A 24,936-nucleotide genomic window follows, 5' to 3' on the forward strand; every position below is an offset into this window, starting at 1 on the left:
TTACACAATCTTAAACTTAGTTTTTAGGTTTTTTAGTTCCGTATAATGAACGACCTTGTTTACGTCCATCAACACCTGAAGTATCAAGTGCACCACGTACAATATGGTAACGCACACCTGGTAAGTCTTTTACACGTCCACCACGAACAAGTACAACACTGTGTTCTTGTAAGTTGTGTCCGATACCAGGGATGTATGCGTTGATTTCAATGTTATTTGATAAACGCACACGTGCATATTTACGTAACGCTGAGTTAGGTTTCTTAGGAGTCATTGTTCCTACACGCGTACAAACACCACGTTTTTGAGGTGAATTTAAGTCAGTAAATTGTTTCTTTTTACTGTTGAAACCTCTATTTAAAGCTGGTGAATCTGATTTCTTAGATTTGCTTTGTCTTGGTTTACGTACTAATTGGTTAATAGTTGGCATTGAGTAAGTCCTCCTCTCTTCACTTTTTAATCCCACACATCCAGGTGGTTCATTTTAAGGTTAAATAAAAGTTAGTAAGCAAATACTTACTAATTCTCATTCAATAATGCAACAATTGTCGCATTAACATTAATACCTACATATTTGCCAAGAGCTTGTTTACTCTCGAAATAATAAACAGGTATATTTGTGTGATTGACATAGCTAAACACGCGAGATAATAAAAATACTTCGACGTCTTTTGCAATAATCAATGCTGTAACTTGATCTTTCTTTAACGCCTTGAGCGTTTCTTTAAGACCAACTACAACGTGTTGTTTGTTAAAGCGTGCAACTTTTTCATTAGACATGAACATCCTCCAAAGTTCTGCTTGCATCAACCTTTACAATAATAACACTTAACTTTATTACAGTCAATATATAATAGCAAAATTGATTGAAAATCATAGTGTCAGAAACAAATATTTCCAACAAGTTGGGACCACACTCAGAAGTGTCGACTAAGCAAGTGAGCTTTCAATACAAGTATTGTAAATAAAATAGCTAGTAAATGACGTTACAAAAACCGCATTTACTAGCTAATTTTTCAGGAAATGTCCCAGTCAATTTTATTATTTGTCTGTTAATTGTTCTTCTGTTTGTTCAGCTACTGGAACAGTGGTTTTATCGTATTTAACGCTACTGTATCGTCTCATACCTGTACCAGCTGGGATAAGTTTACCAATAATAACATTCTCTTTAAGTCCAAGTAAGTCATCACGTTTACCTTTGATAGCTGCATCTGTAAGGACACGTGTTGTTTCTTGGAATGAAGCCGCTGATAAGAAGCTTTCTGTTTCAAGAGATGCTTTAGTAATACCTAACAACACTGGTTTGGCTGTTGCTGGGCGTTTACGTTGTTTAAATGAATCGCGGTTTGCGTCTGTAAAGTGGTGAATATCTACAAGTGAACCTGGTAATAATTTAGTGTCGCCAGCTTCGATAATACGCACTTTACGTAGCATTTGTCTAACCATTACTTCAACGTGTTTATCATCGATTTCTACACCTTGCATACGATAAACTTTTTGTACCTCTTTAAGCAAGTAACTTTCAGTAGCATTTAAACCAGCCACAGCTAAGAAGTTTTTCGGCTCAATTGAACCTTCTGTTAATACTTCTCCTCGTTCAACTGATTGTCCTACTTCTACTTTTAATCTTGAAGTACCTGAAGCAAGGTAAGATCTTGTTTCGTTTGCGCCTTTAACAACAATTTCTTGTTGACGGTCTTTCGCTAATTTAATATCTTCAACAACACCTTCGATTTCAGTAATCACAGCTTGTCCTTTTGGATTACGCGCTTCGAAAATCTCTTGGATACGTGGAAGACCTTGAGTGATATCGCTACCTGCTACACCACCTGTGTGGAATGTACGCATTGTAAGCTGCGTACCTGGTTCACCAATTGATTGAGCAGCAATTGTTCCAACTGCTTCACCCACTTCAACTTTTTCACCTGTCGCAAGGTTTTTACCATAACATTTTTCACATACGCCGTGACGTGTGTTACAAGTAAATGCTGAACGGATGTACATTTGCTCAATACCTGCATCGGTAATTTTCTTCGCGATTTCAGCTGTAATCAATTCATCAGGATGAATGATAATTTCATCCGTTTCAGGGTGACGAATTGTTTCTTTAGAATAGCGACCTTCGATACGTTCGATAAACGGTTCAATCATTTCTGTACCTTCTCTAATATCAGATACAAGTAAACCACGGTCAGTGCCACAGTCTTCTTCACGTACAATAACATCTTGTGCAACGTCAACAAGACGACGAGTAAGGTAACCAGAGTCAGCTGTTTTAAGCGCTGTATCGGCAAGACCTTTACGTGCACCATGGGTAGAAATGAAGTATTCTAATACGGTTAAACCTTCACGGAATGAAGAAGTGATTGGCAACTCAATAATTTTACCTGATGGCGCAGCCATTAAACCACGCATACCAGCTAATTGCGTAAAGTTAGATGCGTTACCACGCGCACCTGAATCACTCATCATAAAGATTGGGTTTGTTTTCTCAAGTGATTGCATTAATTCGCCTTGAATTTGGTCTTTAGCATCTGTCCAAATTTCAACGACTGCATTATAACGTTCATCTTCTGTTATTAAACCACGATTGAATTGTTTTGTTACTCGATCAACAAGTTTTTCATGTTCATCTAAGATATCTTTTTTGTCTGGTAATACAACGATATCTGCGACACCTACAGTAATACCTGCTTTTGATGAAAATTTGAAACCTAAGTCTTTCATACGGTCAAGCATCATTGATGTATCAGTAATGCTAAATCTATTAAAGACTTCAGCAATAATATTACCTAAGAATTTTTTGTTGAATGGCTCAGTCAATTCTTGTTCTTCAAAGAATGCTTTAAGTCCACCTTCACCTAATTGTGATGGATCAACAAAATATTTATCAGGTGTTTTGTCTTCTAAATTTGCTTGTGATGGTTCATTAATATACGCAAATGATTCTGGAATAATTTCATTAAAAATGACTTTACCTACAGATGTAGCTAAGATTTTTTTATTTTGTTCTTCAGTAAATGTCGGGTTGTTAAATGACCCAGCATGTACACCGATACGTGTATGCAAGTGTACATAGCCATTGGCATATGCTTTTAACACTTCGTTTGTATCGTTAAAAATAGCACCAGTATTAATTGCATCTTTGCGCTCTAAAGTAAGGTAGTAGTTACCTAATACCATATCTTGTGATGGCGTAACAACTGGTTTACCATCTTTAGGGTTCAAAATATTTTGTGCAGCCAGCATAAGCATACGTGCTTCTGCTTGAGCTTCTTTAGATAATGGTACGTGAACAGCCATTTGGTCACCATCAAAGTCCGCATTGTAAGCTGTTGTTACAAGTGGGTGAAGTCGAATTGCGCGACCTTCTACTAATGTTGGTTCAAATGCTTGAATACCTAGTCTATGAAGCGTAGGCGCACGGTTTAACAGAACCGGATGTTCTCTAATAACATCTTCTAATACATCCCAAACTTCATCATCCATGCGTTCAATTTTACTTTTCGCATTTTTAATGTTTGTGGCAATTTCACGTTGTACTAACTCTTTCATAACAAAAGGTTTGAACAATTCGAGCGCCATTTCTTTTGGCAAACCACATTGGTACATTTTCAAGCTTGGACCTACTGCGATAACTGAACGTCCTGAATAGTCAACACGTTTACCGAGTAAGTTTTGACGGAAACGACCTTGTTTACCTTTCAACATATGAGAAAGAGATTTCAAAGGTCTGTTACCTGGTCCAGTAACTGGGCGTCCGCGTCGTCCATTATCAATTAAAGCATCTACTGCTTCTTGCAACATACGTTTTTCATTTTGCACGATAATACCAGGCGCACCTAAATCTAATAAACGTTTTAAACGATTATTACGATTAATGACACGACGATATAAGTCATTTAAGTCACTTGTAGCAAAACGGCCCCCGTCTAATTGAACCATAGGACGGATTTCTGGTGGAATAATTGGAAGTACATCTAAAATCATCCACTCAGGTTTATTGCCAGAATTTCTAAAAGATTCAACAACTTCTAAACGTTTAATTGCACGTGTCAATCTTTGACCAGTTGCTGATTCTAATTCATCACGTAATTGCTTAAGCTCTTCATCAAGGTCAATTTCATGTAATAAATCTTTAATGCCTTCTGCACCCATTTTAGCAACGAATTGTCCTGGATATTTGTCATAGTAGTCTCTAAATTCAGCTTCAGATAATAAAGTTTTCTTTTCTAAACCAGTTGGACCTGGATCGACAACAACATATGAAGCGAAATAGATAACTTCTTCTAATGCTCTAGGAGACATGTCTAATAACAGACCCATACGACTTGGGATACCTTTGAAGTACCAAATATGAGATACAGGAGCTGCTAATTCAATATGTCCCATTCTTTCACGACGAACTTTAGATTTAGTGACTTCAACACCACATCTATCACAAACCATGCCTTTATAACGCACACGTTTGTATTTACCACAACTACATTCCCAATCTTTAGTTGGGCCGAATATTCTCTCACAGAATAAGCCATCTTTTTCTGGTTTTAACGTACGATAATTAATTGTTTCTGGTTTTTTCACTTCACCATATGACCATGAACGAATTTTTTCAGGTGAGGCTAAACCGATTTTCATATAATGGAAATTATTTACATCAATCAAGGAGCCTACCTCCTTCAATTTAGATTAGCTGTGCCATTTGATTGATTTACATCTATTGAAATTAAGGAAAGGTTAGGATGGATGCAACTCAAAACACATTATGTTTAAACATCCGTAGCACTTGTTCCTAACACCATTCCTTATATCTAATATATTGACTAATCAGCAGTTTCTTCTTGTTGAGATTGTGGCGCATCTTTTTGTTGCAAATCTACTTTGCGCTCTGTTGTATCTTCATCTTCAACATCTGCCATTTCGATTTCGTTATCGTGCTCATCCATCACTTTCACATCTAAACCTAAACTTTGAAGTTCTTTCATCAATACACGGAATGATTCAGGAACACTTGGTCTAGAAATGTTTTCACCTTTAACGATAGCTTCGTATGTTTTAACACGGCCTACCGTATCATCAGATTTATAAGTAAGGATTTCTTGCAATGTATAGGCAGCACCATAAGCTTCAAGTGCCCATACTTCCATCTCACCGAAACGTTGTCCACCAAATTGTGCTTTACCACCAAGTGGTTGTTGTGTAACTAATGAGTATGGACCTGTTGAACGAGCATGTAATTTGTCATCAACCATATGTGCAAGTTTAAGCATGTACATAACTCCAACTGAGATACGGTTGTCGAATGGCTCACCTGTACGGCCATCATATAATACGGTTTTACCGTCACGTGCCATACCAGCTTCTTCAATTGTTGACCATACATCTTCATCGTTCGCACCATCAAATACTGGTGACGCAACATGAATACCTAAGTTTTTAGCAGCCATACCTAAATGCAACTCTAGAACTTGTCCAATGTTCATACGTGATGGCACACCAAGTGGGTTTAACATAATATCAATTGGACGTCCATCTGGTAAATAAGGCATGTCCTCTTCTGGAACAATCTTAGAAATGACACCTTTGTTACCATGACGACCACACATTTTGTCCCCAACGTGTATTTTACGTTTCTGCACAATATATACGCGTACTAATTGGTTAACACCTGGAGAAAGTGTGTCATCTCCTTCTTCACGGTTGAAGACTTTAACATCTAGCACAATACCGCCAGCACCATGTGGTACACGCAATGAAGTGTCACGCACTTCACGTGCTTTTTCACCAAAGATTGCATGTAATAGACGTTCTTCAGCTGTTAGCTCTGTGACACCTTTAGGCGTTACTTTACCTACTAAAATATCGCCATCTTTAACTTCTGCACCTACATAAACAATACCGCGATCGTCTAAGTTTTTAAGTGCACTTTCAGAGACGTTAGGAATATCACGTGTGATTTCCTCAGGTCCTAATTTCGTATCACGTGCTTCTGATTCATATTCTTCAATATGAATAGATGTGTAAACGTCATCTTTGACTAAACGTTCACTCATGATGACAGCATCTTCATAGTTATAGCCGTCCCAAGTCATGAAACCAACTACAACGTTGCGGCCTAATGCCATTTCACCAAGCTCCATTGATGGACCGTCAGCTAGAATTTCATTGTATTCTACAACGTCGCCAATAGAAACAATTGGACGTTGGTTATAACATGTACCAGAGTTAGAGCGTTTAAACTTCGCTAATGGATAGCGATCAAGTTCGCCTTCATATTCTTTTCCATTTTCTTCAATTAATCGACGCACTAGGATTTCATTAGATTCAACGTGTTCTACACGACCTCTGTATTTTGCAGTAATCGCAGCACCAGAGTCACGAGCAGCAACATGCTCCATACCTGTTCCTACGAACGGCGCTTCAGGGTTCATCAACGGAACTGCTTGACGTTGCATGTTTGCACCCATCAATGCACGGTTAGAGTCATCGTTCTCTAAGAATGGAATACATGCTGTCGCAGCTGAAACAACTTGTTTAGGAGATACATCCATGTAGTCCATTTTTTCTTTAGCCATAACAGTATTATTACCGCGGAAACGGCATACTACTTCATCATCTAAGAAACGACCATTTTCATCAAGGCGAGAGTTCGCTTGTGCAACGACATAACTGTCTTCTTCATCAGCAGTTAAGTAGTCAATTTGATCTGTGATTGCATTTGTATCAATATCTACTTTACGATAAGGCGTTTCAATAAAGCCAAACTCGTTGACACGCGCATAACTAGATAATGAGTTAATCAAACCAATGTTTGGACCCTCTGGTGTTTCAATCGGACACATACGGCCATAGTGAGAATAATGCACGTCACGAACTTCCATTTGTGCACGTTCACGTGTTAAACCACCAGGTCCTAACGCAGATAAACGACGTTTGTGTGTTAATTCTGCTAATGGGTTAGCTTGGTCCATGAATTGTGATAATTGAGAACTACCAAAGAATTCTTTAATTGATGCAATAACTGGTCTAATATTAATTAATTGTTGTGGTGTGATAGATTCGGTATCTTGAATTGACATTCTTTCACGCACAACACGTTCCATTCTTGATAAACCAATACGGAATTGGTTTTGCAATAACTCACCAACTGAACGTAAACGACGGTTACCTAAATGATCGATATCATCCGTGTAACCAATGCCAGCTAATAAGTTGAAGAAGTAACTCATAGAAGAAATAATATCTGCAGGTGTGATACATTTCACTTCTGAATCTGGTAAAGCATTACCAATTATCGTTGTTGTACAACCTTCTTCATCATTTGGTACATAGACTTTGATTGATTGAATTTCAACCGGTTCGTCTATTACTGTTCCTTCTAATTCGAATACTTCACTATTCGCATTTGTTTCAAGAACGTCCATAATTTCGTCTAATTTGCGACGATCTAATACAGTACCTTCTTCAGCAACAATTTCACCTGTTTCGCTGTTTACGATAGGCTCTGCTAATTTTTGATTAAATAAACGGTGTTTTAGATGCAATTTTTTGTTCGCTTTATAACGTCCAACGCTTGCTAAATCATAGCGTTTCGGATCGAAGAAGCGAGAATATAATAAACTTTTTGCATTTTCAACTGTTGGTGGTTCACCAGGACGTAAACGTTCATAAATTTCTAATAACGCTTGTTCAGTGTTTTCTGTTCCGTCTTTTTCTAATGTATTACGCAAGTATTCGTTATCGCCTAACAACTCAACAATTTCTTGATCAGTTGAAAAGCCTAATGCGCGTAATAAGACAGTTAATGGCAATTTACGAGTTCTATCAATACGAACATAGACAACATCTTTAGCATCTGTTTCGTATTCTAACCAGGCACCACGGTTAGGAATGATTGTAGCATCATAATTTTCTCGTCCGTTTTTGTCAATTTTTTCATTAAAGTAAACGGATGGTGAACGTACTAATTGCGATACAATAACACGCTCTGCACCATTAATAACAAACGTACCTGTATCTGTCATTAATGGGAAGTCTCCCATAAATACTTCTTGCTCTTTAACTTCACCTGTTTCTTTTATAACGAGACGCACTTTAACACGAAGAGGTGCAGCATAAGTAGCGTCACGATTTTTCGATTCTTCTAAATCATACTTTGGTTCACCTAATCTGTAATCTACAAACTCTAATGATAGGTTACCTGTGAAATCTTCAATTGGTGAGATATCACGGAACATTTCTAGTAAACCTTCTTTTAGGAACCAATCATAAGATTTAGTTTGAATTTCTATTAAGTTTGGTAATTCTAATACTTCTGAAATTCTCGCGTAGTTTCTACGTTTACGATGTCTTCCATATTGGACAACTTGACCTGCCAAACAGATTCACCCCTCAAATATTGTGTGCTACCGTCCATTTAAAAGTGTGCTAACAAGACAAAAAGAAAACGGCAACACTAAAGATGACACCATTTCCGTTTCATGTTATTCCTGTTCCACTTACTCTTATTAGGTAAAAGTACACACTTATTGAACATAAATTTTTACATTTTATAACTATATCAGAATACGAATATTAAATCAACCTTTTGAACTTCTTAATATATAATATCCTTTATTCTTTGTGACGACTTCTACATTATCAAATAGTTCAGCCAATTTCTTTTTAGCGGATGGCATACCTTGTTTCTTTTGTATGACAACGAACAGCTCACCCTGTGTCCTTAACCTGTCATATGCTTCAGCAAAAATTCGATGAACAACTTCTTTACCAGCTCTAATTGGCGGATTAGTTAAAATATAATCACAAGCGTTATGCTTTACTGCAGAAAGACCATCGCTTTCTTTAATAATGACATTATCAATTTGATTATGCTTACTATTTTTTTCAGCTAGTGCTAATGCGCGTTGGTTAACGTCAAGCATTGTCACTTTATGGTGCGGACAGACCTTTGCTATGGTTAGGCCAATAGGACCATATCCACATCCAACATCAACAATCGACTTACTCGGACCAGGCGGATGTTCATTCAAAAACGTTTGAATTAGCAAGTCAGAGCCGAAATCTACCTTATCTTTAGAAAAAACACCTGCATCTGTCACTAGCTGTAATTTATCGTGCTGATATGAGTAAACAATGGTTTGTTGATTACTTTTAACGTCTGGGCACTCATCATAATAATGACTCATAAGCCCACCCCTTTCCTTTATAGATTTGTATTAAAGAATTATCACCGTGTATTTTTACGTCATGAGCATAAAAAGTACATATTATTCGTGTATTTTTTCATTTTTCTTGAACTACTTGGATGCGTTAATTAAGTACCACTGTATTCTGAAAATGAACTAAACCCCGTTATCGTGATAACGGGGTTTTCATTTCTCAAAGCATTTAGGTTAAGTCTTCCTACATTCAAACGATGTATCTCATTTATCTTAACCTATATTAAGTTTAGACGAGAGAACTATTTTAATTCTACAGTCGCGCCTACTTCTTCTAATTGTTCTTTAAGTTTTTCAGCTTCGTCTTTAGCAAGGCCTTCTTTAATTACTTTAGGAGCGCCATCTACTAATTCTTTAGCATCTTTTAATCCTAAGCCAGTTGCTTCTTTAACTGCTTTAACAACTTTGATTTTAGATGAACCAGCTGAAGTTAATTCAACATCAAATTCAGTTTTTTCTGCTGCTGCGTCTCCGCCACCAGCTGCACCTGCTGCTGCTACTGGAGCTGCTGCAGTTACACCAAATTCTTCTTCAATTGCTTTTACTAAATCGTTTAATTCTAAAACTGACATTTCTTTAATTGCTTCAATGATTTGTTCTTGATTAGCCATTTTATAATTCCTCCGTTATTTTAAAATTTATGCGCAATTACTCAGCGCTTTCTTCTTTTTGTTCTCCAACAGCTTTAACTGCATAAGCGAAGTTGCGGACTGGAGCTTGTAATACTGATAAAAGCATAGATACAAGACCGTCGTGTGAAGGTAATGAACCAACAGTTTTAACTTCTTCTGCTGATATAATACTACCGTCCATGACACCTGTTTTGATTTCTAAAGCTTCGTGTTCTTTTGCAAAACCTGCGATAACTTTCGCTGGTGCTACAACATCTTCAGTTGAAGTTGCAATTGCTGTAGGACCTGTTAAGAAATCGTTTAAGCCTTCGATACCTGCTTGTTCAGCTGCACGACGAACCATTGTGTTTTTGTATACTTTATACTCAACACCAGCTTCACGTAATTGTGAACGCAATTCTGTTACTTCTGCAACTGTTAAACCACGGTAATCGACAACGACAGTTGATACTGAATTTTTAAGTTGATCAGCAATAACGTCAACAAGTTGTTTTTTTGCTTCAATGATAGCAGACATTCAGACACCTCCATTTAAATTTGTTCGGTGCTTTTTTTAATAGCAATAAAAAAAGCACTTTCTACCCACGGCAAAAAGTGCTTGAAAGATCAATTAATCATCACGTTCAAGTCAATTTTAGCCTCGGTAGGATTGATTTTTAAGTTATAATTAACTCCTACTGTCTTAGGTAAAATAATCACAATAATTAATATAACGTTGTTATTGTAATATGTCAATCGTTTTTTTAAAAAAAGACTAGCAAAAGTTGCCAGTCTTTGAAGTCATTATATAATTATAATTTAAATGATGAAGTATCAACTTTAACGCCAGGACCCATTGTTGTAGTAACAGCAACGGATTTGAAGTAAGTACCTTTAGCTGAAGCTGGTTTTGCTTTTGCTAAAACGTCTTGTAATGCGTTAAAGTTTTCAATTAATTTATCAGTATCAAATGAAACTTTACCGATAGTAGCGTGAACAATACCTGCTTTTTCAGCACGGTATTCAACTTTACCTGCTTTGATTTCTTCAACAGCTTTTTTAACGTCCATCGTAACAGTGCCAGTTTTAGGGTTAGGCATTAAACCTTTTGGTCCTAATACTCTACCTAATTTACCAACTTCACCCATCATGTCAGGTGTAGCAACAACTACATCGAAATCAAACCAACCTTGTTGGATTTTTTGAGCATATTCTGCTTCACCTACATAATCTGCGCCTGCTTCTTCTGCTTCAGTGATTTTATCACCTTTCGCAAATACTAATACACGTTGTGATTTACCAGTTCCGTTTGGTAGTACAACTGCACCACGGATTTGTTGATCATTTTTACGTGTATCAATACCTAAACGGAATGCAACTTCAACTGATGCATCAAAGTTAGCTACGCTAGTTTCTTTAGCTAAGCTAATTGCTTCCTCAACACTGTAGTGTTGCGTACGGTCAATTTTGCTAGCTGCTTCTTGATACTTTTTACCTTTTTTAGCCATTATTCTTCCTCCTTTAGTGGTTTTAGCGGAATTTCCTCCCACATTTCACTTGCGTATCACACAAGTTAAGAGCAGATAACTGATGATATCTATGTTAATTTTGGGAGACGATGTTCACCCAATTTCACTTAAATCCATCGAAGACAATAGCGTTGGTTGCCATTTCGTTATCTGCTGTTATCGTCTATCAATTCATTTCAAGTTTAAATTCTTAATTATTCTACAGTAATACCCATGCTACGAGCAGTACCTTCAATAATACGCATAGCTGCTTCTTCGTCTGCAGCGTTTAAATCTTGCATTTTAGAATTAGCAATTTCACGTACTTGTTCTTTAGTAACTGTAGCAACTTTAGTTTTGTTAGGTTCACCTGAACCTTTTTCTACGCCAGCTGCTTTTTTAAGTAGTACTGGAGCCGGTGGAGTTTTTGTAATAAATGTAAATGAACGATCTTCATATACACTGATTTCTACCGGAATGATTAAACCTGCTTGTTCTTGCGTACGTGCGTTGAATTCTTTACAGAATCCCATGATGTTCACACCTGCTTGACCTAATGCTGGTCCAACTGGTGGTGCTGGATTTGCTTTCCCTGCAGGAATTTGTAATTTAACTACTTTTTCTACTTTTTTAGCCACGATGTGCACCTCCTTGATATCGTGATGTGGTCACAGGGCTCAGTTTTGCCCTCCCACTCAAACATTTCGTGACGAAATGAGCGTCTTAAAAACGCGACCACATTATTTTAACACCTTTTCGTTACAAAAATCAATAGTAATATTTCAACATTTAAAGCGTTCAACAATTATTAACACAGTTCCAGTATTGAGGCTTTACTTTAAAGCTTTTCTACTTGATCAAATTCAACTTCTACTGGTGTTTCTCTGCCAAACATATCTACTAACACAGTTAATTTAAATTTATCTGCTTCAATCTCTTGAACTTCTCCAACTTGATTAGAAAACGGACCTGATTTGATACGCACTTGCTCGCCAATCTCTAATTCTATATCTATTGTTTTTTCTTTAAGACCCATTTGTTTTAATATAAAACGAACTTCGTCAGGTAGTAATGGATTCGGCTTAGATCCTGCGCCTGCAGAACCAACGAATCCAGTAACGCCAGGAGTATTTCGCACGACATACCATGATTCGTCTGTCATGATGAGTTCCACTAAAACGTATCCTGGAAATGTCTTTTTAACTACTTTTTTAGCTTTGCCATCTTTGACTTGAGTCTCTTCCTCTTCGGGTATGACAACTCTAAAAATCTGTTCTGTCATATTCATTGATTCGACTCTTTTTTCTAAATTCTTTTTAACTTTATTCTCATATCCAGAATATGTGTGCACTGCATACCAGTGTTTAGCACCAACTACTTCAGACATGTTGTCACTCCTTACTTTTATCTAAATAATTCAATAAGATTTCCGATACCGATATCTAAAACATAGAAAAAAGCCATAAAGAATAGCACTGTAGATACTACAATAACAGTGTATTTGAATAACTCTTCTTTCGTTGGCCAACTTGTTTTCTCCATTTCAGACTTAACGCCTTTGAAAAAGTTATCTTTTTCTTTGTTTTTGTCTTTAGCCATCAAAAACAACCTCCATACTCTCACTCATTAACTAGCCTATACGTTGTCTCATGTTGCAACATCGAATAACCACTTTTCATAGCACTAAAAGTATTATTTCGATTCTTTATGTACTGTATGTGAGTTACATCTTGGACAATATTTTTTAAGTGTTAACCTTGATGCTGAGCCATCTTTCTTTGGAACATGATAATTTCTATTGCCACAAACATCGCAATTTAAAGGGACTTTTTTCACATTTATTCACCCTTACACATTTTAATACCAATATACTATACCTATATTTAGACTTAAATGTCAAACGAAGCTATGAAACAATATGACCAATAAAACTCATTCCGTAGTCTTTAATATCACTTTATATAATTTCATTTTACAACGTTGTATACTATTGTAAACCGCTTTGCGTTGTAACTTAAGTATTCGTGCAATTTCTAATGGTTTATATCCTGCAATCAGCGCGTAAAACACCCTTTTTTCTACCTTAGTAAAATACTTCGTGTGTTCAAATATATTCATTAAATCTGCGCGTTGTAACATTTTTATTTCAACAGGATTCACATGTTGATTGTAATATACGTTTACATGACTCTCTTTAATCATGCTTTGTATTCGTTTATGATAGGCATATTGTTTACGTAAATAATCATATTTAACTGACCTAATAACACAATTCACATAATACTCAAATGGTTTATCTTGTTGTGTGTCATAGCGATCAATGACCAAGTAAAGTTTAATTAAGACCTCTTGATATAAATCGTCGATATCATTTAGGTAATAATCTACCTTTTTAAGCTTATTAATAATAATGGGTTTCCACAAATTCACAAGTTCTGCAAAAGCATCATCTTTATTGTCACACTCTCGGTACATTTTAAACGCGCTTTCAAGATGTCTACCAGTTATGTTTGTCGCCTACTTTCCAATAAGAGTTATGTGCTAAATTTTATACCCTGATATAGGATTTCGGCAATATCACAATACTAGTGTTTGTGATGATGACCTCGACGTATTTTTTCAAATTCAGTAAGTATATCATCAGATAACGGTATTCGAGTTCTAGGTTTTGATTGACTAAAGTCATCTAACGACTTTGTTACTGTTATTTCCATTTCTTTTAATTCGCGCCACATTTCTCGAGATGATACACGATAAGCACCTGTTCCAAAAATTGCATGCTGTTCGCTCATATCACTCGTCACAACCGTAATATGCGTTGTATGTTTATTATATAAGTCATAGACATAACGTTCGATATAGCTATCTGCGGTTTCTTTTTCTTTTGTATAAATAATCTTTACACCATGATACATATATTCACGTTCAATACCTGATTGTTCATATGCATCGAAGACACATACCACTTCATCAGCTATCACAGCGCTATAATTCGCTATGGCATCCAACAATTGTTCGCGTGCTTCTTCAAGGCTTTCTTTAGCAATGGTCATCAACTCTGGCGATTGGCCAATCATATTATAACCGTCTATAACTAAATATTTTTGCTTCATTATTTGTCTCCATATGAATGACGTTTACGATATACTTCATACATCATCAAACCAGCTGCCACGGATGCATTTAAACTATTCACGTGACCGACCATTGGAATTTTAATATAAAAATCACATTTATCTTTAACTAGACGGCTCATCCCTTGGCCTTCACTACCAATGACAATTGCTAATGACATATCAGCTGCCATGTCTCTATAGTCTGTGGCATTATCTGCTTCTGTTCCTACAATCCAAAAACCATGCGCTTTCAAATCATCAATTGTCTGAGATAAATTAGTTACACGCATTACAGGTATATGCTGAATCGCTCCTGTAGATGCTTTAGCTACAATTTGTGTTAACGCTACTGAACGACGTTTAGGAATAATAATACCATCCACACCTGTTGCATCTGCTGTCCGCAAAATAGAACCTAAGTTATGTGGATCTTCTAATCCATCTAAAATAATGACCGTAGATAGGCTTTCCTTTTGTTGTTGCATTTTAATAAAATAGTTAAAATCGGCGTATTCATATGGTGCAATCAAGGCTGCAACACCTTGGTGAGGCGCATCTGACATATGATCTAATTTAGATTTTGGCACTGTTTGCACGACTAATTTTTGAGTTTTTGCGTTTGTTAAAATTTCTTTGATTTGTTGTTTTTTAATACCTTCTTGAATCAGTATTTTATTTATTGTATGACCAGTGACAATGGCTTCCTTTACGGCATGACGACCTACTATTATATGATCTTCCAATGCTATCTTCCCTCTCTTTCGTCAACAATGTGAATGATTTCTGTTAATAGTGAATTAAGACGCTGCTCTCGTTGCTCTAAGTATAAGAAGCCAATCACTGCTTCTATTGCAGAGCTTTTACGATACGTTTGAATATCAGTATTTTTAGCTTTTGTATAGCTTTTAGCATTGCGACCACGCCGAACGATATCTAATTCTTCTTCTGTAAACCACTGCTGTGCTAATAATTTTTCTAGTGTTTGTGCCTGACTTTTAGCTGAGACATAGCGTTTAGCTGCTTGATGAAGACGATTAGGTTTGCTGCGTAATTTCAACACAATATATGCTCTAACATGTTGATCTAAAACCGCATCACCCATGTAAGCTAATGTTAGTGGATTTAATAATTTTATATCCATATTAGCCACGTTTGTATCTCACACCTTGAGGCGTGTCTTCCAAAATAATATGTTGTGCCTTTAATGTATCTCTAATTTCATCTGCTCTCGCAAAATCTTTATTTTTACGTGCTTCATCACGCTCAGCAATCATTTGCTCTATCTCTTCATCTAATAGTACATCTGCTTCTTGACCTTTTAAAGGAACGCCTAGTACATCACTAAATATTTGATACACTTCTTTAAAACGCTCGATTACTGCCGTTGAAGTTGATTTCTCCAACACATATTTATTGGCTAATTTCGCTAAATCATACCATGCAGTTACCGCATTAGCTGTATTAAAATCATCATTCATCACTTGCTCAAATTGTTTTAATATTGCATCAATTTGTTCAATGTAGTCTGTTTGTTCAACAATATCGGTAGCTATTGTTTCACGCTCTTCAATTAATTGATAGCTATTGCGAATGCGTTCTAGGCCGCTTTTAGCTGCACTAACAAGTTCCATATTATAGTTGATTGGACTGCGATAGTGTACGCTAATCATAAAGAAACGCAAGACATCAGGATCAATTTCCTTGATGATATCATGCACTAATATAAAATTCCCCAATGACTTACTCATTTTCTCATTGTCTATGTTGATAAAACCGTTATGCATCCAATAATTTGCAAATGGTGCATGATTATGTGCTTCTGATTGCGCAATTTCATTTTCATGATGAGGAAATTGTAAATCGGAGCCTCCAGCATGAATATCAATGGTCTTACCAAGTTCATGATATGCCATCACAGAGCACTCAATATGCCACCCTGGGCGCCCTTCTCCAAAGGGACTAGACCAGCTAATTTCACCAGGCTTAGCTTTTTTCCATAATGTAAAGTCTAAAGCATCTTCTTTTTGTTCACCCGCTTCAATGCGAGCGCCTACTTTTAAGTCGTCAATAGACTGATGGCTTAATTTACCATAGCCATCAAATTTACGTGTTCTAAAATAGACATCTCCATGACTTTCATAGGCATAACCTTCGTCGACTAAATTTTTAATGAATTCAATGATATCTTCCATATGGTCCATCACACGTGGATTTGAAGTGGCTTTCTTAACATTTAAAGCACCAACATCTTCATAAAATGCTTGAATATAACGATCAGCAATTTCAGGAACGGATTCATTCAGTTCTTGTGAACGTTTAATAAGTTTATCATCAACATCAGTAAAATTTGAGACGTAGTCTACGTCATACCCTTGGTATTCAAAGTAACGACGTACTACATCATAGTTAATCGCTGGTCGTGCATTCCCTATATGAATATAGTTATATACGGTCGGCCCACAGACATACATTTTAACTTTCCCAGGTTCTATGGGTTTGAATACTTCCTTTTGACGTGTCAATGTATTATATAATGTAATCATCTTTAATCTCTCCGTTCTTGGCTTTTTCTAGTTGTTTTTCTAGCTGCTTAATTTGCTCATATAATGGATCCGGTAAGTTACGGTGATCAAATGTTTTCCCGATTCGTTTACCCTGTTGTTTTACAATATGCCCTGGAATACCCACTACAGTTGTATAACTAGGCACAGATTGCAATACTACTGAGTTTGCGCCAATATTGACGTTCGACTCAATTTGAATATTGCCTAAAATTTTCGATCCAGCTGCAATTAAAACATTGTCTCCAATGTCTGGATGGCGTTTACCCTTTTCTTTTCCAGTTCCACCTAACGTAACGCCTTGATAAATCGTGACGTTGTCTCCAATCGTACATGTTTCACCAATGACTACACCCATGCCATGGTCAATAAATAGGCGCTTGCCAATTTGTGCACCAGGATGTATTTCTATACCAGTAAAAAAGCGTGAAATTTGTGAAATAATACGTGCTAGTACATATCTTTTCTTATTATATAATTTATGTGCAATTAAATGACTCCATACCGCATGAAGCCCAGCATACGTAGTGATTACTTCAAATGTTGTTCTTGCTGCTGGATCTTGCTCAAAGACCATTTTAACGTCGTCTCTCATTCTTCTTAGCAAGATAATCTCCTCCCCGATTTCATAATAACTTATTTCTTTCCTTGCTCATTCAATAACATCAATTTGTTCTTTAAACGTTTCTTATGAAAAAACGCCTCTAACAAGTATGATGTTAGAGGCGCTTTTGCACGGTTCCACTCTTAATTCAGTAAAGCAATATCAGTATATCACTTTACTCTCGTTTATATTATTCAATTGTCTACACAAAGGTGCATTCCATAACTATTGTGATGTACTTTCACCAACCGTACATTCTCTATAGCACAATATCATTATTTACTAATCCTTTGTGGACGATACAACTCTAATCATATGTCGTTTAGCTCAAAATTTCAAGTAGTTCCTCACTTGAACATGACTTCCTATGATACATATTGTTTCAGACGACTTAACACCTTGTCTTTACCTAACACTTCAATTGTATTTGGCAGTTCAGGACCATGCATTTGTCCAGTAACAGCAACACGTATTGGCATAAATAATTGTTTACCTTTAATACCTGTTTCTTTTTGAACTTCTTTGATTGTTTTTTTGATTTCTGCAGCTTCAAATGGTTCTAGCGCTTCGAGTTTGCCATACAAATGTTGCATTAATTCAGGAACTTGCGCACCATTGATTACTTCTTGTTCTTCTGCACCTAATTCTGGCATATCTTTAAAGAACATTTCGGACAATGGCACAATTTCTCCTGCATAGCTCATTTCTTTTTGATACAAGGCAATTAATTTTCGACCCCATTCGCGATCTTCCTCACTTGGTTGCTCAGGAATTAGATTTGCTTTGATTAAATGTGGTAACGCGAGTTCAAATACTGTTTCAGTATCTTTGGTCTTCATATATTGGTTGTTAACCCATGCTAATTTTTGTCTATCAAACATTGCTGGTGATTTAGATAAACGCTTTTCATCAAAGATTTTAATAAACGTTTCCTTAGAAAAGATTTCATCTTCACCTTCAGGAGACCAACCTAACAATGTAATAAAGTTAAACAATGCTTCTGGTAAATATCCTAAGTCACGATATTGCTCGATAAATTGTAAAATTTGACCATCGCGTTTACTTAGTTTCTTGCGCTCTTCATTGACGATTAATGACATGTGTGCGAAACGCGGCGGTTCCCAACCAAACGCATCATAAATCATTAATTGTTTTGGCGTATTTGAAACATGATCATCTCCGCGAATAACATCTGATATTTCCATATAGTGATCATCGACAGCTACTGCAAAATTGTATGTTGGCACCCCGTCTTTTTTAACGATAACCCAATCACCTATATTATTTGAGTCAAATGAAATTTCACCTTTAACCATGTCATTAAATGTATACGTATGATTTTGAGGTACACGAAAGCGAATAGCTGGTTGACGTCCTTCCGCTTCAAATTGTTGACGTTGTTCTTCTGTTAAATGCGCATGTTGTCCACCGTATCGAGGCATCTCGCCACGCGCGATTTGCGCTTCACGTTCTGCTTCTAATTCCTCTTCTGTCATATAACATTTATAAGCTTTATCTTCATCTAGTAATTGTTGAATAAGTGGGTTATAAAAATCTGCTCTTTCAGATTGACGATAAGGGCCATAACCTTTGTCTTTATCTACAGATTCATCCCAATCCAAGCCTAACCATTTTAAATTATTAAATTGTGAAGCTTCTCCGTCTTCCAAATTACGTTTACTGTCCGTATCTTCTATACGAACAACGAAATCTCCATCATAATGTTTCGCAAATAAATAATTAAATAGCGCCGTTCTGGCATTGCCAATATGCAAATATCCAGTTGGACTTGGTGCGTATCTTACTCTAACGCGATTACTCATTATATTCACTCCTACGTCATTTATTTCTTGTTTTCATCACTTACGCAACACTTCGCATATCTTTTAAGTTAATAAGAAAAAGCTATTCTTAAAAATCAACTTTCCGCTACATTAATTCTTAGTGAATAACTTTCAGGGCCATGTTCAGTTGGTAAGACAATATTTTCTCATATATTGTAGCACTTATTCAGTACTTTGATAAGTACCATGTTTTGTCATATCCTTGCCTTATAACAAAAAAGTTTCATGTAATTCGTACACACTAAATTTTGCTCGTATACGTTTCACATGAAACTGTTAATGTTTAATGATTGGTTTGTTAATCACAGGTTATCATCAATTTTTTTAGCAAAGACAATACGACCTGATGACGTCTGCAACAGACTAATTACTTCTAATTCTACTTGCTGACCAACCAACTGTTTTGCATTATCTACGACGACCATTGTCCCATCATCAAGATAGCCAACACCTTGTCCAGGCTCTTTCCCCATCTTTGTGAGTAAGATGTTTAAGTAGTCACCTTGATGTACATTGGGTTTAATTGCTTCTGATAAGTCATTCACATTGAGTGCTTGAATGCCTTGAACATGACAAACTTTATTTAAATTAAAATCCGTCGTAATGACATGCGCATGATACGACTGTGCTAATTTAACTAATAGGGTATCAATATCGCTGTGTGACTTTTGCGGATGGATTACACGCGTTGGATAGTCTAAATCATAGAGTTGATTTAATACGTCTAAGCCACGTTGTCCCTTTTCTCGCTTAACGCTGTCATTGGCATCAGCGACAATCTGCAACTCATTAATTACACCTTGTGGAATTAAAATTTCACCATCTATAAATCCACAGCGAATCACTTCTAGTATTCTCCCATCAATAATAGCACTTGTATCTAACAGTTTAGGCACCGCACTACGATGACTTTGCGACATTGAACGCGCCATATTTTCGGGTAAAAATAGCAACATTTCGTCTCGTTTCTTTAAACCAAATTGAAATCCTAAATAACATAAAATTAATGTAATAATAATTGGTATAAAATGATTAAATATCGAGTTGCCAATCATTTCTAAAATAAATGATGCCATAACTGCAATAAGTAATCCTATAATAAGACCAATTGTCGCAAATAGTATTTCAACAGCACTTCTCTTCATAATCCACTGTTCCATAGTGCGGATTAATTGTGTTACTTGGTTAATGAAAAAACCAAAAATAATAAAGAATATGAGCGCACCAAGCAACCCATCTATATAATGATTTTTTAAAATTGGATAACTTGTAACCCCTATATCATTGACGACTTCTGGAATAATAAGAATTCCTAGAGCAGCACCAACAATAAAGTAGATGATTACTACTATAAATTTAAGTATATCCATTCAACTTTCACCTCTTTGGCTGTGTATGAAAATTTTAAGCTTTGAAAGCATATTTCAATGCCTCATGTACTGTCGAAACACCTATGACTTGTATATTGTCAGGAAATGTCCATCCGCCGATATTTGTTTTAGGGAGTATCACACGTTTAAATCCTAGTTTAGCTGCTTCTTGAACGCGTTGTTCAATACGTGACACACGTCTGACTTCACCAGTCAAACCTACTTCTCCAATATAACAATCTAAACCATCAACCGCTTCATCTTTAAAGCTTGATGCAGTTGCTACAATTACACTTAAGTCTACAGCCGGTTCTGTTAATCTTACACCACCTGCCACTTTAATATATGCATCTTGTTGCTGCAATAAATAATTTTCTTTCTTTTCAAGCACTGCCATAAGCAGGCTCAGACGGTTATGGTCAATACCTGTTGCCATACGTCGTGGATTATTAAACGTTGTTGGGGTCACTAAAGCTTGTACTTCAATAAGTAATGGTCGTGTTCCTTCCATTGTCGACACAATTGTTGAACCCGGAACATTTGTTGAACGTTCTTCTAAAAACATTTCGGACGGGTTTTTGACACCTTTCAAACCACTTTGCTTCATTTCGAAAATACCCATTTCATTTGTTGAACCAAAACGGTTTTTAACAGCACGTAAAATACGATACGCATGATGTTCATCACCTTCAAAATAAAGCACTGTATCTACCATGTGTTCTAACAATCGTGGACCAGCTATCTGCCCCTCTTTAGTCACATGTCCTACAATAAATGTGGCAATATCCATCTGCTTCGCAATATTCATCAAACTTTGAGTACTCTCACGCACTTGAGAAACAGATCCGGGTGCCGATGCAATCTCAGGATGGTAAATCGTCTGAATAGAGTCCACCACTAAAATATCTGGCTTAGTTTCTGAAACGGTTTGGTGAATAACTTCTAAATCTGTCTCAGCTAACACATTTAATTGACTAGAGTCTTCCTCTAAGCGTTCTGCTCTCAATTTTGTTTGATTTAATGATTCCTCACCTGTAATATACAGCACGTTTAATTGTTGCGAAAGCGAGGCACAGATTTGTAGTAATAGTGTTGATTTCCCGATACCTGGATCTCCACCAATCAACACTAAAGAACCACTAACAATCCCCCCACCTAACACACGATTAAACTCTTGAGATTTCGTTTGCACACGTGGTGTCGATTCATGTTGAATACTGTTTAATTTTTGAACTTTTCCGGTAGCCGTTTGTGCTTTAACCCCATGTTTAGGATGTGCAGCCTTCTGTTCTATAATCTCTTCCATTTGGTTCCAAGCACCACAATTAGGACATTTACCCATCCATTTAGGAGATTGATAGCCACATGCCATACACTCAAAAATGATTTTCTTCTTGGCCACTTTCGCACCTCCACAATTTTCATTAAATCCATTTTATACATTGCACACGGTTATGACAAATGTTTAGAGATTCAAATAGATAGGAAATCATCATTTAACAAATAATATATCAAATAACTACAATAAAATTATTTTTTACCTATAGTTTATGTACATTTATTCATTTTATATTAAAAATGAAAAAAACGCTCGCTAAATCTATCTAGCGAGCGCATTAATTTCCAATCTTTCTATGCTTGAGTCATTTCTTCTTCAGAATTAGCAGTTCTATCATGAATATCATATTTAAACTCGGTACCATCATGATCGATAGTCACTGCTTTACCTTCGATTTGATTACCTTCTAAAATTAATTCACTTAAATTATCTTCAACTGTTTTTTGAATTGCACGAATGAGTGGACGAGCACCATATTCCGGATCATAACCTTCTTCAGCAATAACTTCTTTCGCTTTGTCTGTTACCTCAATTTGAATATCTTGTTCTGACAAACGTTGCGTTAATTTATTAACCATCATTGTGACAATTTCTTTTAATTCGTCTTTAGATAATTTATGGAAGACAATAATATCATCCACTCGGTTTAAGAACTCTGGACGGAAAGCATTTTTAAGCTCTTTCATCATTGTTTTACGAATTGTCTCATAATCCTGACCTTCGCTTGCACCACCAAATCCAGCAAATCGTTGATCTTGTAGCTCTTGGGCACCAACGTTTGATGTCATGATAATTACAGTATTGCGGAAATCTACACGACGTCCTTTCGTATCTGTTAAATGTCCATCATCTAATACTTGAAGTAAAATATTAAATACATCTGGATGCGCTTTTTCGATTTCGTCAAATAAAATAACTGAATATGGTTTGCGTCTTACTTTTTCAGTTAATTGACCACCGTCATCGTGGCCTACATATCCTGGAGGCGCCCCAACTAAGCGACTCACAGCATGTTTTTCCATGAATTCACTCATATCAACACGAATCATCGCATCTTCTTCACCAAACATTGTTTCAGCTAATGCACGTGCTAATTCTGTTTTACCAACCCCTGTAGGTCCTAAGAAAATGAAACTACCAATTGGACGCTTAGGATCCTTCAAGCCGGCACGTGCACGACGCACAGCTTTACTAATTGATGTCACAGCGTCATTTTGACCTATGACACGACCATGTAATGTCGCTTCGAGATTTAATAGTCGATCTGATTCTGTTTCATTAATTTTTGTTAAAGGAATTCCGGTCCAACCGGCGATAACTTCAGCAATATCTTCTTGCGACAATTCTGTGTTACTACCACCTTGCGCATTTTGCCATTCTTTTTTGGCATCTTCATATTGCTTTTCTAATTTAGATTGTTTGTCTCTAAGGTTGGCTGCATTTTCAAATTCTTGAGCGTGAACTGCAGCATCTTTTTCTTTTTTTACAGTTTCAATTTCTTGTTCAATTGATTTTAAATTTGTTGGTGTTGTGTGACTTCTTAATCTTACTTTAGAACTTGCTTCATCAATTAAATCAATGGCTTTGTCAGGCAAGAAGCGATCTGAAACATAGCGGTCACTTAATTTTGCGGCCGCATCTAAAGCTTGATCTGAAATGTTAATACGATGATGTGCTTCGTATCGATCACGCAATCCTTTTAAAATTTCGATTGTATCTTCAACTGACGGCTCATCAACTTGTACCGGTTGGAAACGACGTTCTAAAGCGGCATCTTTTTCAATGTTTTTACGATATTCATCTAAAGTAGTTGCACCAATGCATTGTAACTCGCCGCGTGCAAGTGCTGGTTTTAAAATGTTTGAAGCGTCAATAGCCCCTTCTGCACCACCTGCACCAACGAGCGTGTGTAACTCGTCAATAAATAGAATCACGTTGCCGGCTTGATGAATCTCTTCCATTACTTTTTTCAAGCGTTCTTCAAACTCACCACGATATTTCGTACCTGCTACAACCGTACCCATATCTAATGACATCACACGTTTGTCTTTTAACGTTTCTGGCACTTCATTATTTATGATTGCTTGTGCTAAACCTTCAGCAATAGCTGTTTTACCTACACCTGGTTCACCAATAAGCACAGGATTATTTTTAGTTCGACGGCTCAAGACTTCAATCACACGTGTAATCTCTTTTGTTCTACCGATAACCGGATCTAATGTGCCATCTTTAGCAATCACCGTTAAGTCACGCGCTAAGCTATCTAACGTTGGTGTATTATTAGATTTATTTGTTTGTGCATTTTTCGTACCCATCTCTGGACTACCTAATGCTTTCACAACTTGAGCCCGTGCCTTCGTAATATTTAAATCTAAATTTGCAAAAACACGTGCCGCTACACCTTCATTTTCACGAATTAAACCTAATAAAATATGTTCTGTACCAACAAAATTGTGATGAAGTTTTCTAGCTTCATCCATTGATAATTCAATGACTTTTTTAGCTCTAGGTGTATATCTTAACGTCCCAGCTTGTTCTTGTCCGTGGCCAATAAGTTTTTCGACTTCGGTAATCACTTTATCTTCAGTAATATTAAAACTTTCTAATACTTTGGCAGCAATACCTTCAGGTTCCTTCATTAAACCTAATAACAAGTGTTCAGTACCAATATTTGAGTGGTTCAAACGAATAGCTTCTTCTTGTGCATGTGCTAAAACACGCTGCGCACGTTCAGTTAATCTACCAAATAACATATCTATTTA

The 24,936-nt window shown here is 36.5% G+C and carries 22 protein-coding genes and 1 other annotated feature; all 22 genes read right to left on the reverse strand.

The annotated features are described in order from the left end of the window. Positions 1-16: 16 nt before the first annotated feature. Positions 17-430: a 30S ribosomal protein S12 gene (rpsL, locus tag CD041_RS06720; protein ID WP_002459933.1), complete on the reverse strand. Its 414-nt coding sequence runs from the start codon at positions 428-430 to the stop codon at positions 17-19. Between the two features lie 89 nt (positions 431-519). Beyond that, positions 520-780 carry a ribosomal L7Ae/L30e/S12e/Gadd45 family protein gene (locus CD041_RS06725; protein ID WP_002479463.1) on the reverse strand — a complete coding sequence of 87 codons (261 nt, stop codon included), beginning with the start codon at positions 778-780 and terminating at the stop codon, positions 520-522. Between the two features lie 261 nt (positions 781-1,041). Then, positions 1,042-4,638: a DNA-directed RNA polymerase subunit beta' gene (gene rpoC, locus CD041_RS06730; protein WP_170121713.1), complete on the reverse strand. Its 3,597-nt coding sequence runs from the start codon at positions 4,636-4,638 to the stop codon at positions 1,042-1,044. A 185-nt stretch (positions 4,639-4,823) separates the two neighbouring features. Beyond that, positions 4,824-8,378 (reverse strand): DNA-directed RNA polymerase subunit beta, encoded by a 3,555-nt coding sequence (gene rpoB / locus CD041_RS06735; protein WP_070647772.1) that lies wholly within the window; start codon positions 8,376-8,378, stop codon positions 4,824-4,826. 201 nt (positions 8,379-8,579) lie between these two features. Then, complete coding sequence (locus tag CD041_RS06740; protein ID WP_002492940.1) at positions 8,580-9,188, reverse strand: class I SAM-dependent methyltransferase; 609 nt, start codon at positions 9,186-9,188, stop codon at positions 8,580-8,582. A 275-nt stretch (positions 9,189-9,463) separates the two neighbouring features. Further along, complete coding sequence (gene rplL, locus CD041_RS06745) at positions 9,464-9,832, reverse strand: 50S ribosomal protein L7/L12 (protein WP_002459938.1); 369 nt, start codon at positions 9,830-9,832, stop codon at positions 9,464-9,466. 37 nt (positions 9,833-9,869) lie between these two features. Continuing rightward, a complete protein-coding gene (rplJ, locus tag CD041_RS06750; RefSeq protein ID WP_002459939.1) occupies positions 9,870-10,370 on the reverse strand; it encodes a 50S ribosomal protein L10 in 501 nt (166 codons plus the stop codon). 39 nt (positions 10,371-10,409) lie between these two features. After that, positions 10,410-10,558: a sequence feature (ribosomal protein L10 leader region), on the reverse strand. An 86-nt stretch (positions 10,559-10,644) separates the two neighbouring features. After that, positions 10,645-11,340 carry a 50S ribosomal protein L1 gene (rplA, locus tag CD041_RS06760; RefSeq protein WP_002479465.1) on the reverse strand — a complete coding sequence of 232 codons (696 nt, stop codon included), beginning with the start codon at positions 11,338-11,340 and terminating at the stop codon, positions 10,645-10,647. A 215-nt stretch (positions 11,341-11,555) separates the two neighbouring features. After that, positions 11,556-11,978 (reverse strand): 50S ribosomal protein L11, encoded by a 423-nt coding sequence (rplK, locus tag CD041_RS06765; RefSeq protein ID WP_002459941.1) that lies wholly within the window; start codon positions 11,976-11,978, stop codon positions 11,556-11,558. A 200-nt stretch (positions 11,979-12,178) separates the two neighbouring features. Next, complete coding sequence (gene nusG / locus CD041_RS06770) at positions 12,179-12,727, reverse strand: transcription termination/antitermination protein NusG (protein WP_002459942.1); 549 nt, start codon at positions 12,725-12,727, stop codon at positions 12,179-12,181. Positions 12,728-12,744: 17 nt separating this feature from the next. Further along, the gene (gene secE, locus CD041_RS06775; protein WP_002459943.1) at positions 12,745-12,939 is read right to left on the reverse strand and encodes a preprotein translocase subunit SecE; all 195 of its coding nucleotides are present in this window, start codon (positions 12,937-12,939) and stop codon (positions 12,745-12,747) included. Positions 12,940-13,032: 93 nt separating this feature from the next. Beyond that, a complete protein-coding gene (rpmG, locus tag CD041_RS06780; protein WP_002459944.1) occupies positions 13,033-13,176 on the reverse strand; it encodes a 50S ribosomal protein L33 in 144 nt (47 codons plus the stop codon). Positions 13,177-13,272: 96 nt separating this feature from the next. Further along, positions 13,273-13,815, reverse strand: coding sequence for a sigma-70 family RNA polymerase sigma factor (locus CD041_RS06785; protein WP_002479466.1), 543 nt, complete (start codon positions 13,813-13,815; stop codon positions 13,273-13,275). Between the two features lie 110 nt (positions 13,816-13,925). Beyond that, the gene (locus CD041_RS06790; protein ID WP_002459946.1) at positions 13,926-14,453 is read right to left on the reverse strand and encodes an NYN domain-containing protein; all 528 of its coding nucleotides are present in this window, start codon (positions 14,451-14,453) and stop codon (positions 13,926-13,928) included. Further along, positions 14,453-15,199, reverse strand: coding sequence for a 23S rRNA (guanosine(2251)-2'-O)-methyltransferase RlmB (gene rlmB / locus CD041_RS06795; RefSeq protein WP_070647771.1), 747 nt, complete (start codon positions 15,197-15,199; stop codon positions 14,453-14,455). Before rlmB ends, CD041_RS06790 begins: the two co-directional genes overlap by 1 nt. A 2-nt stretch (positions 15,200-15,201) precedes the next feature. Beyond that, positions 15,202-15,597 carry a Mini-ribonuclease 3 gene (locus CD041_RS06800; RefSeq protein ID WP_037540504.1) on the reverse strand — a complete coding sequence of 132 codons (396 nt, stop codon included), beginning with the start codon at positions 15,595-15,597 and terminating at the stop codon, positions 15,202-15,204. 1 nt (position 15,598) lies between these two features. Continuing rightward, the gene (gene cysS, locus CD041_RS06805; protein ID WP_070481750.1) at positions 15,599-16,999 is read right to left on the reverse strand and encodes a cysteine--tRNA ligase; all 1,401 of its coding nucleotides are present in this window, start codon (positions 16,997-16,999) and stop codon (positions 15,599-15,601) included. After that, entirely contained in the window at positions 16,983-17,630 is a 648-nt protein-coding gene (gene cysE, locus CD041_RS06810; protein ID WP_172412359.1) for a serine O-acetyltransferase, read from the reverse strand. Before cysE ends, cysS begins: the two co-directional genes overlap by 17 nt. Before the next feature lie 356 nt (positions 17,631-17,986). Further along, on the reverse strand, positions 17,987-19,444 hold the full coding sequence (gene gltX / locus CD041_RS06815) for a glutamate--tRNA ligase (RefSeq protein ID WP_002459951.1): 1,458 nt from the start codon (positions 19,442-19,444) through the stop codon (positions 17,987-17,989). Positions 19,445-19,767: 323 nt separating this feature from the next. Beyond that, positions 19,768-20,835 (reverse strand): PIN/TRAM domain-containing protein, encoded by a 1,068-nt coding sequence (locus CD041_RS06820; RefSeq protein WP_002459952.1) that lies wholly within the window; start codon positions 20,833-20,835, stop codon positions 19,768-19,770. Between the two features lie 34 nt (positions 20,836-20,869). Next, a complete protein-coding gene (radA, locus tag CD041_RS06825; RefSeq protein WP_002459953.1) occupies positions 20,870-22,237 on the reverse strand; it encodes a DNA repair protein RadA in 1,368 nt (455 codons plus the stop codon). 230 nt (positions 22,238-22,467) lie between these two features. After that, positions 22,468-24,927 carry an ATP-dependent Clp protease ATP-binding subunit gene (locus CD041_RS06830; protein ID WP_002459954.1) on the reverse strand — a complete coding sequence of 820 codons (2,460 nt, stop codon included), beginning with the start codon at positions 24,925-24,927 and terminating at the stop codon, positions 22,468-22,470. Positions 24,928-24,936: the final 9 nt, after the last annotated feature.

The organism is Staphylococcus lugdunensis (assembly GCF_002901705.1).
Classification (GTDB): Bacteria; Bacillota; Bacilli; order Staphylococcales; family Staphylococcaceae; genus Staphylococcus; species Staphylococcus lugdunensis.

What these genes read in the sequence shown, in the direction of transcription:
- rplJ (WP_002459939.1), bottom strand. Translation starts at nt 10,370, where the DNA reads ATGTCTGCTATCATTGAAGCAAAAAAACAACTTGTTGACGTTATTGCT.
- CD041_RS06790 (WP_002459946.1), bottom strand. Translation starts at nt 14,453, where the DNA reads ATGAAGCAAAAATATTTAGTTATAGACGGTTATAATATGATTGGCCAA.
- secE (WP_002459943.1), bottom strand. Translation starts at nt 12,939, where the DNA reads ATGGCTAAAGACAAAAACAAAGAAAAAGATAACTTTTTCAAAGGCGTT.
- rplL (WP_002459938.1), bottom strand. Translation starts at nt 9,832, where the DNA reads ATGGCTAATCAAGAACAAATCATTGAAGCAATTAAAGAAATGTCAGTT.
- CD041_RS06740 (WP_002492940.1), bottom strand. Translation starts at nt 9,188, where the DNA reads ATGAGTCATTATTATGATGAGTGCCCAGACGTTAAAAGTAATCAACAA.
- gltX (WP_002459951.1), bottom strand. Translation starts at nt 19,444, where the DNA reads ATGAGTAATCGCGTTAGAGTAAGATACGCACCAAGTCCAACTGGATAT.
- cysS (WP_070481750.1), bottom strand. Translation starts at nt 16,999, where the DNA reads ATGATTACATTATATAATACATTGACACGTCAAAAGGAAGTATTCAAA.
- rpsL (WP_002459933.1), bottom strand. Translation starts at nt 430, where the DNA reads ATGCCAACTATTAACCAATTAGTACGTAAACCAAGACAAAGCAAATCT.
- CD041_RS06725 (WP_002479463.1), bottom strand. Translation starts at nt 780, where the DNA reads ATGTCTAATGAAAAAGTTGCACGCTTTAACAAACAACACGTTGTAGTT.
- nusG (WP_002459942.1), bottom strand. Translation starts at nt 12,727, where the DNA reads ATGTCTGAAGTAGTTGGTGCTAAACACTGGTATGCAGTGCACACATAT.
- rpoC (WP_170121713.1), bottom strand. Translation starts at nt 4,638, where the DNA reads ATGAAAATCGGTTTAGCCTCACCTGAAAAAATTCGTTCATGGTCATAT.
- CD041_RS06800 (WP_037540504.1), bottom strand. Translation starts at nt 15,597, where the DNA reads ATGGATATAAAATTATTAAATCCACTAACATTAGCTTACATGGGTGAT.
- CD041_RS06830 (WP_002459954.1), bottom strand. Translation starts at nt 24,927, where the DNA reads ATGTTATTTGGTAGATTAACTGAACGTGCGCAGCGTGTTTTAGCACAT.
- CD041_RS06820 (WP_002459952.1), bottom strand. Translation starts at nt 20,835, where the DNA reads ATGGATATACTTAAATTTATAGTAGTAATCATCTACTTTATTGTTGGT.
- CD041_RS06785 (WP_002479466.1), bottom strand. Translation starts at nt 13,815, where the DNA reads ATGTACCGAGAGTGTGACAATAAAGATGATGCTTTTGCAGAACTTGTG.
- rplA (WP_002479465.1), bottom strand. Translation starts at nt 11,340, where the DNA reads ATGGCTAAAAAAGGTAAAAAGTATCAAGAAGCAGCTAGCAAAATTGAC.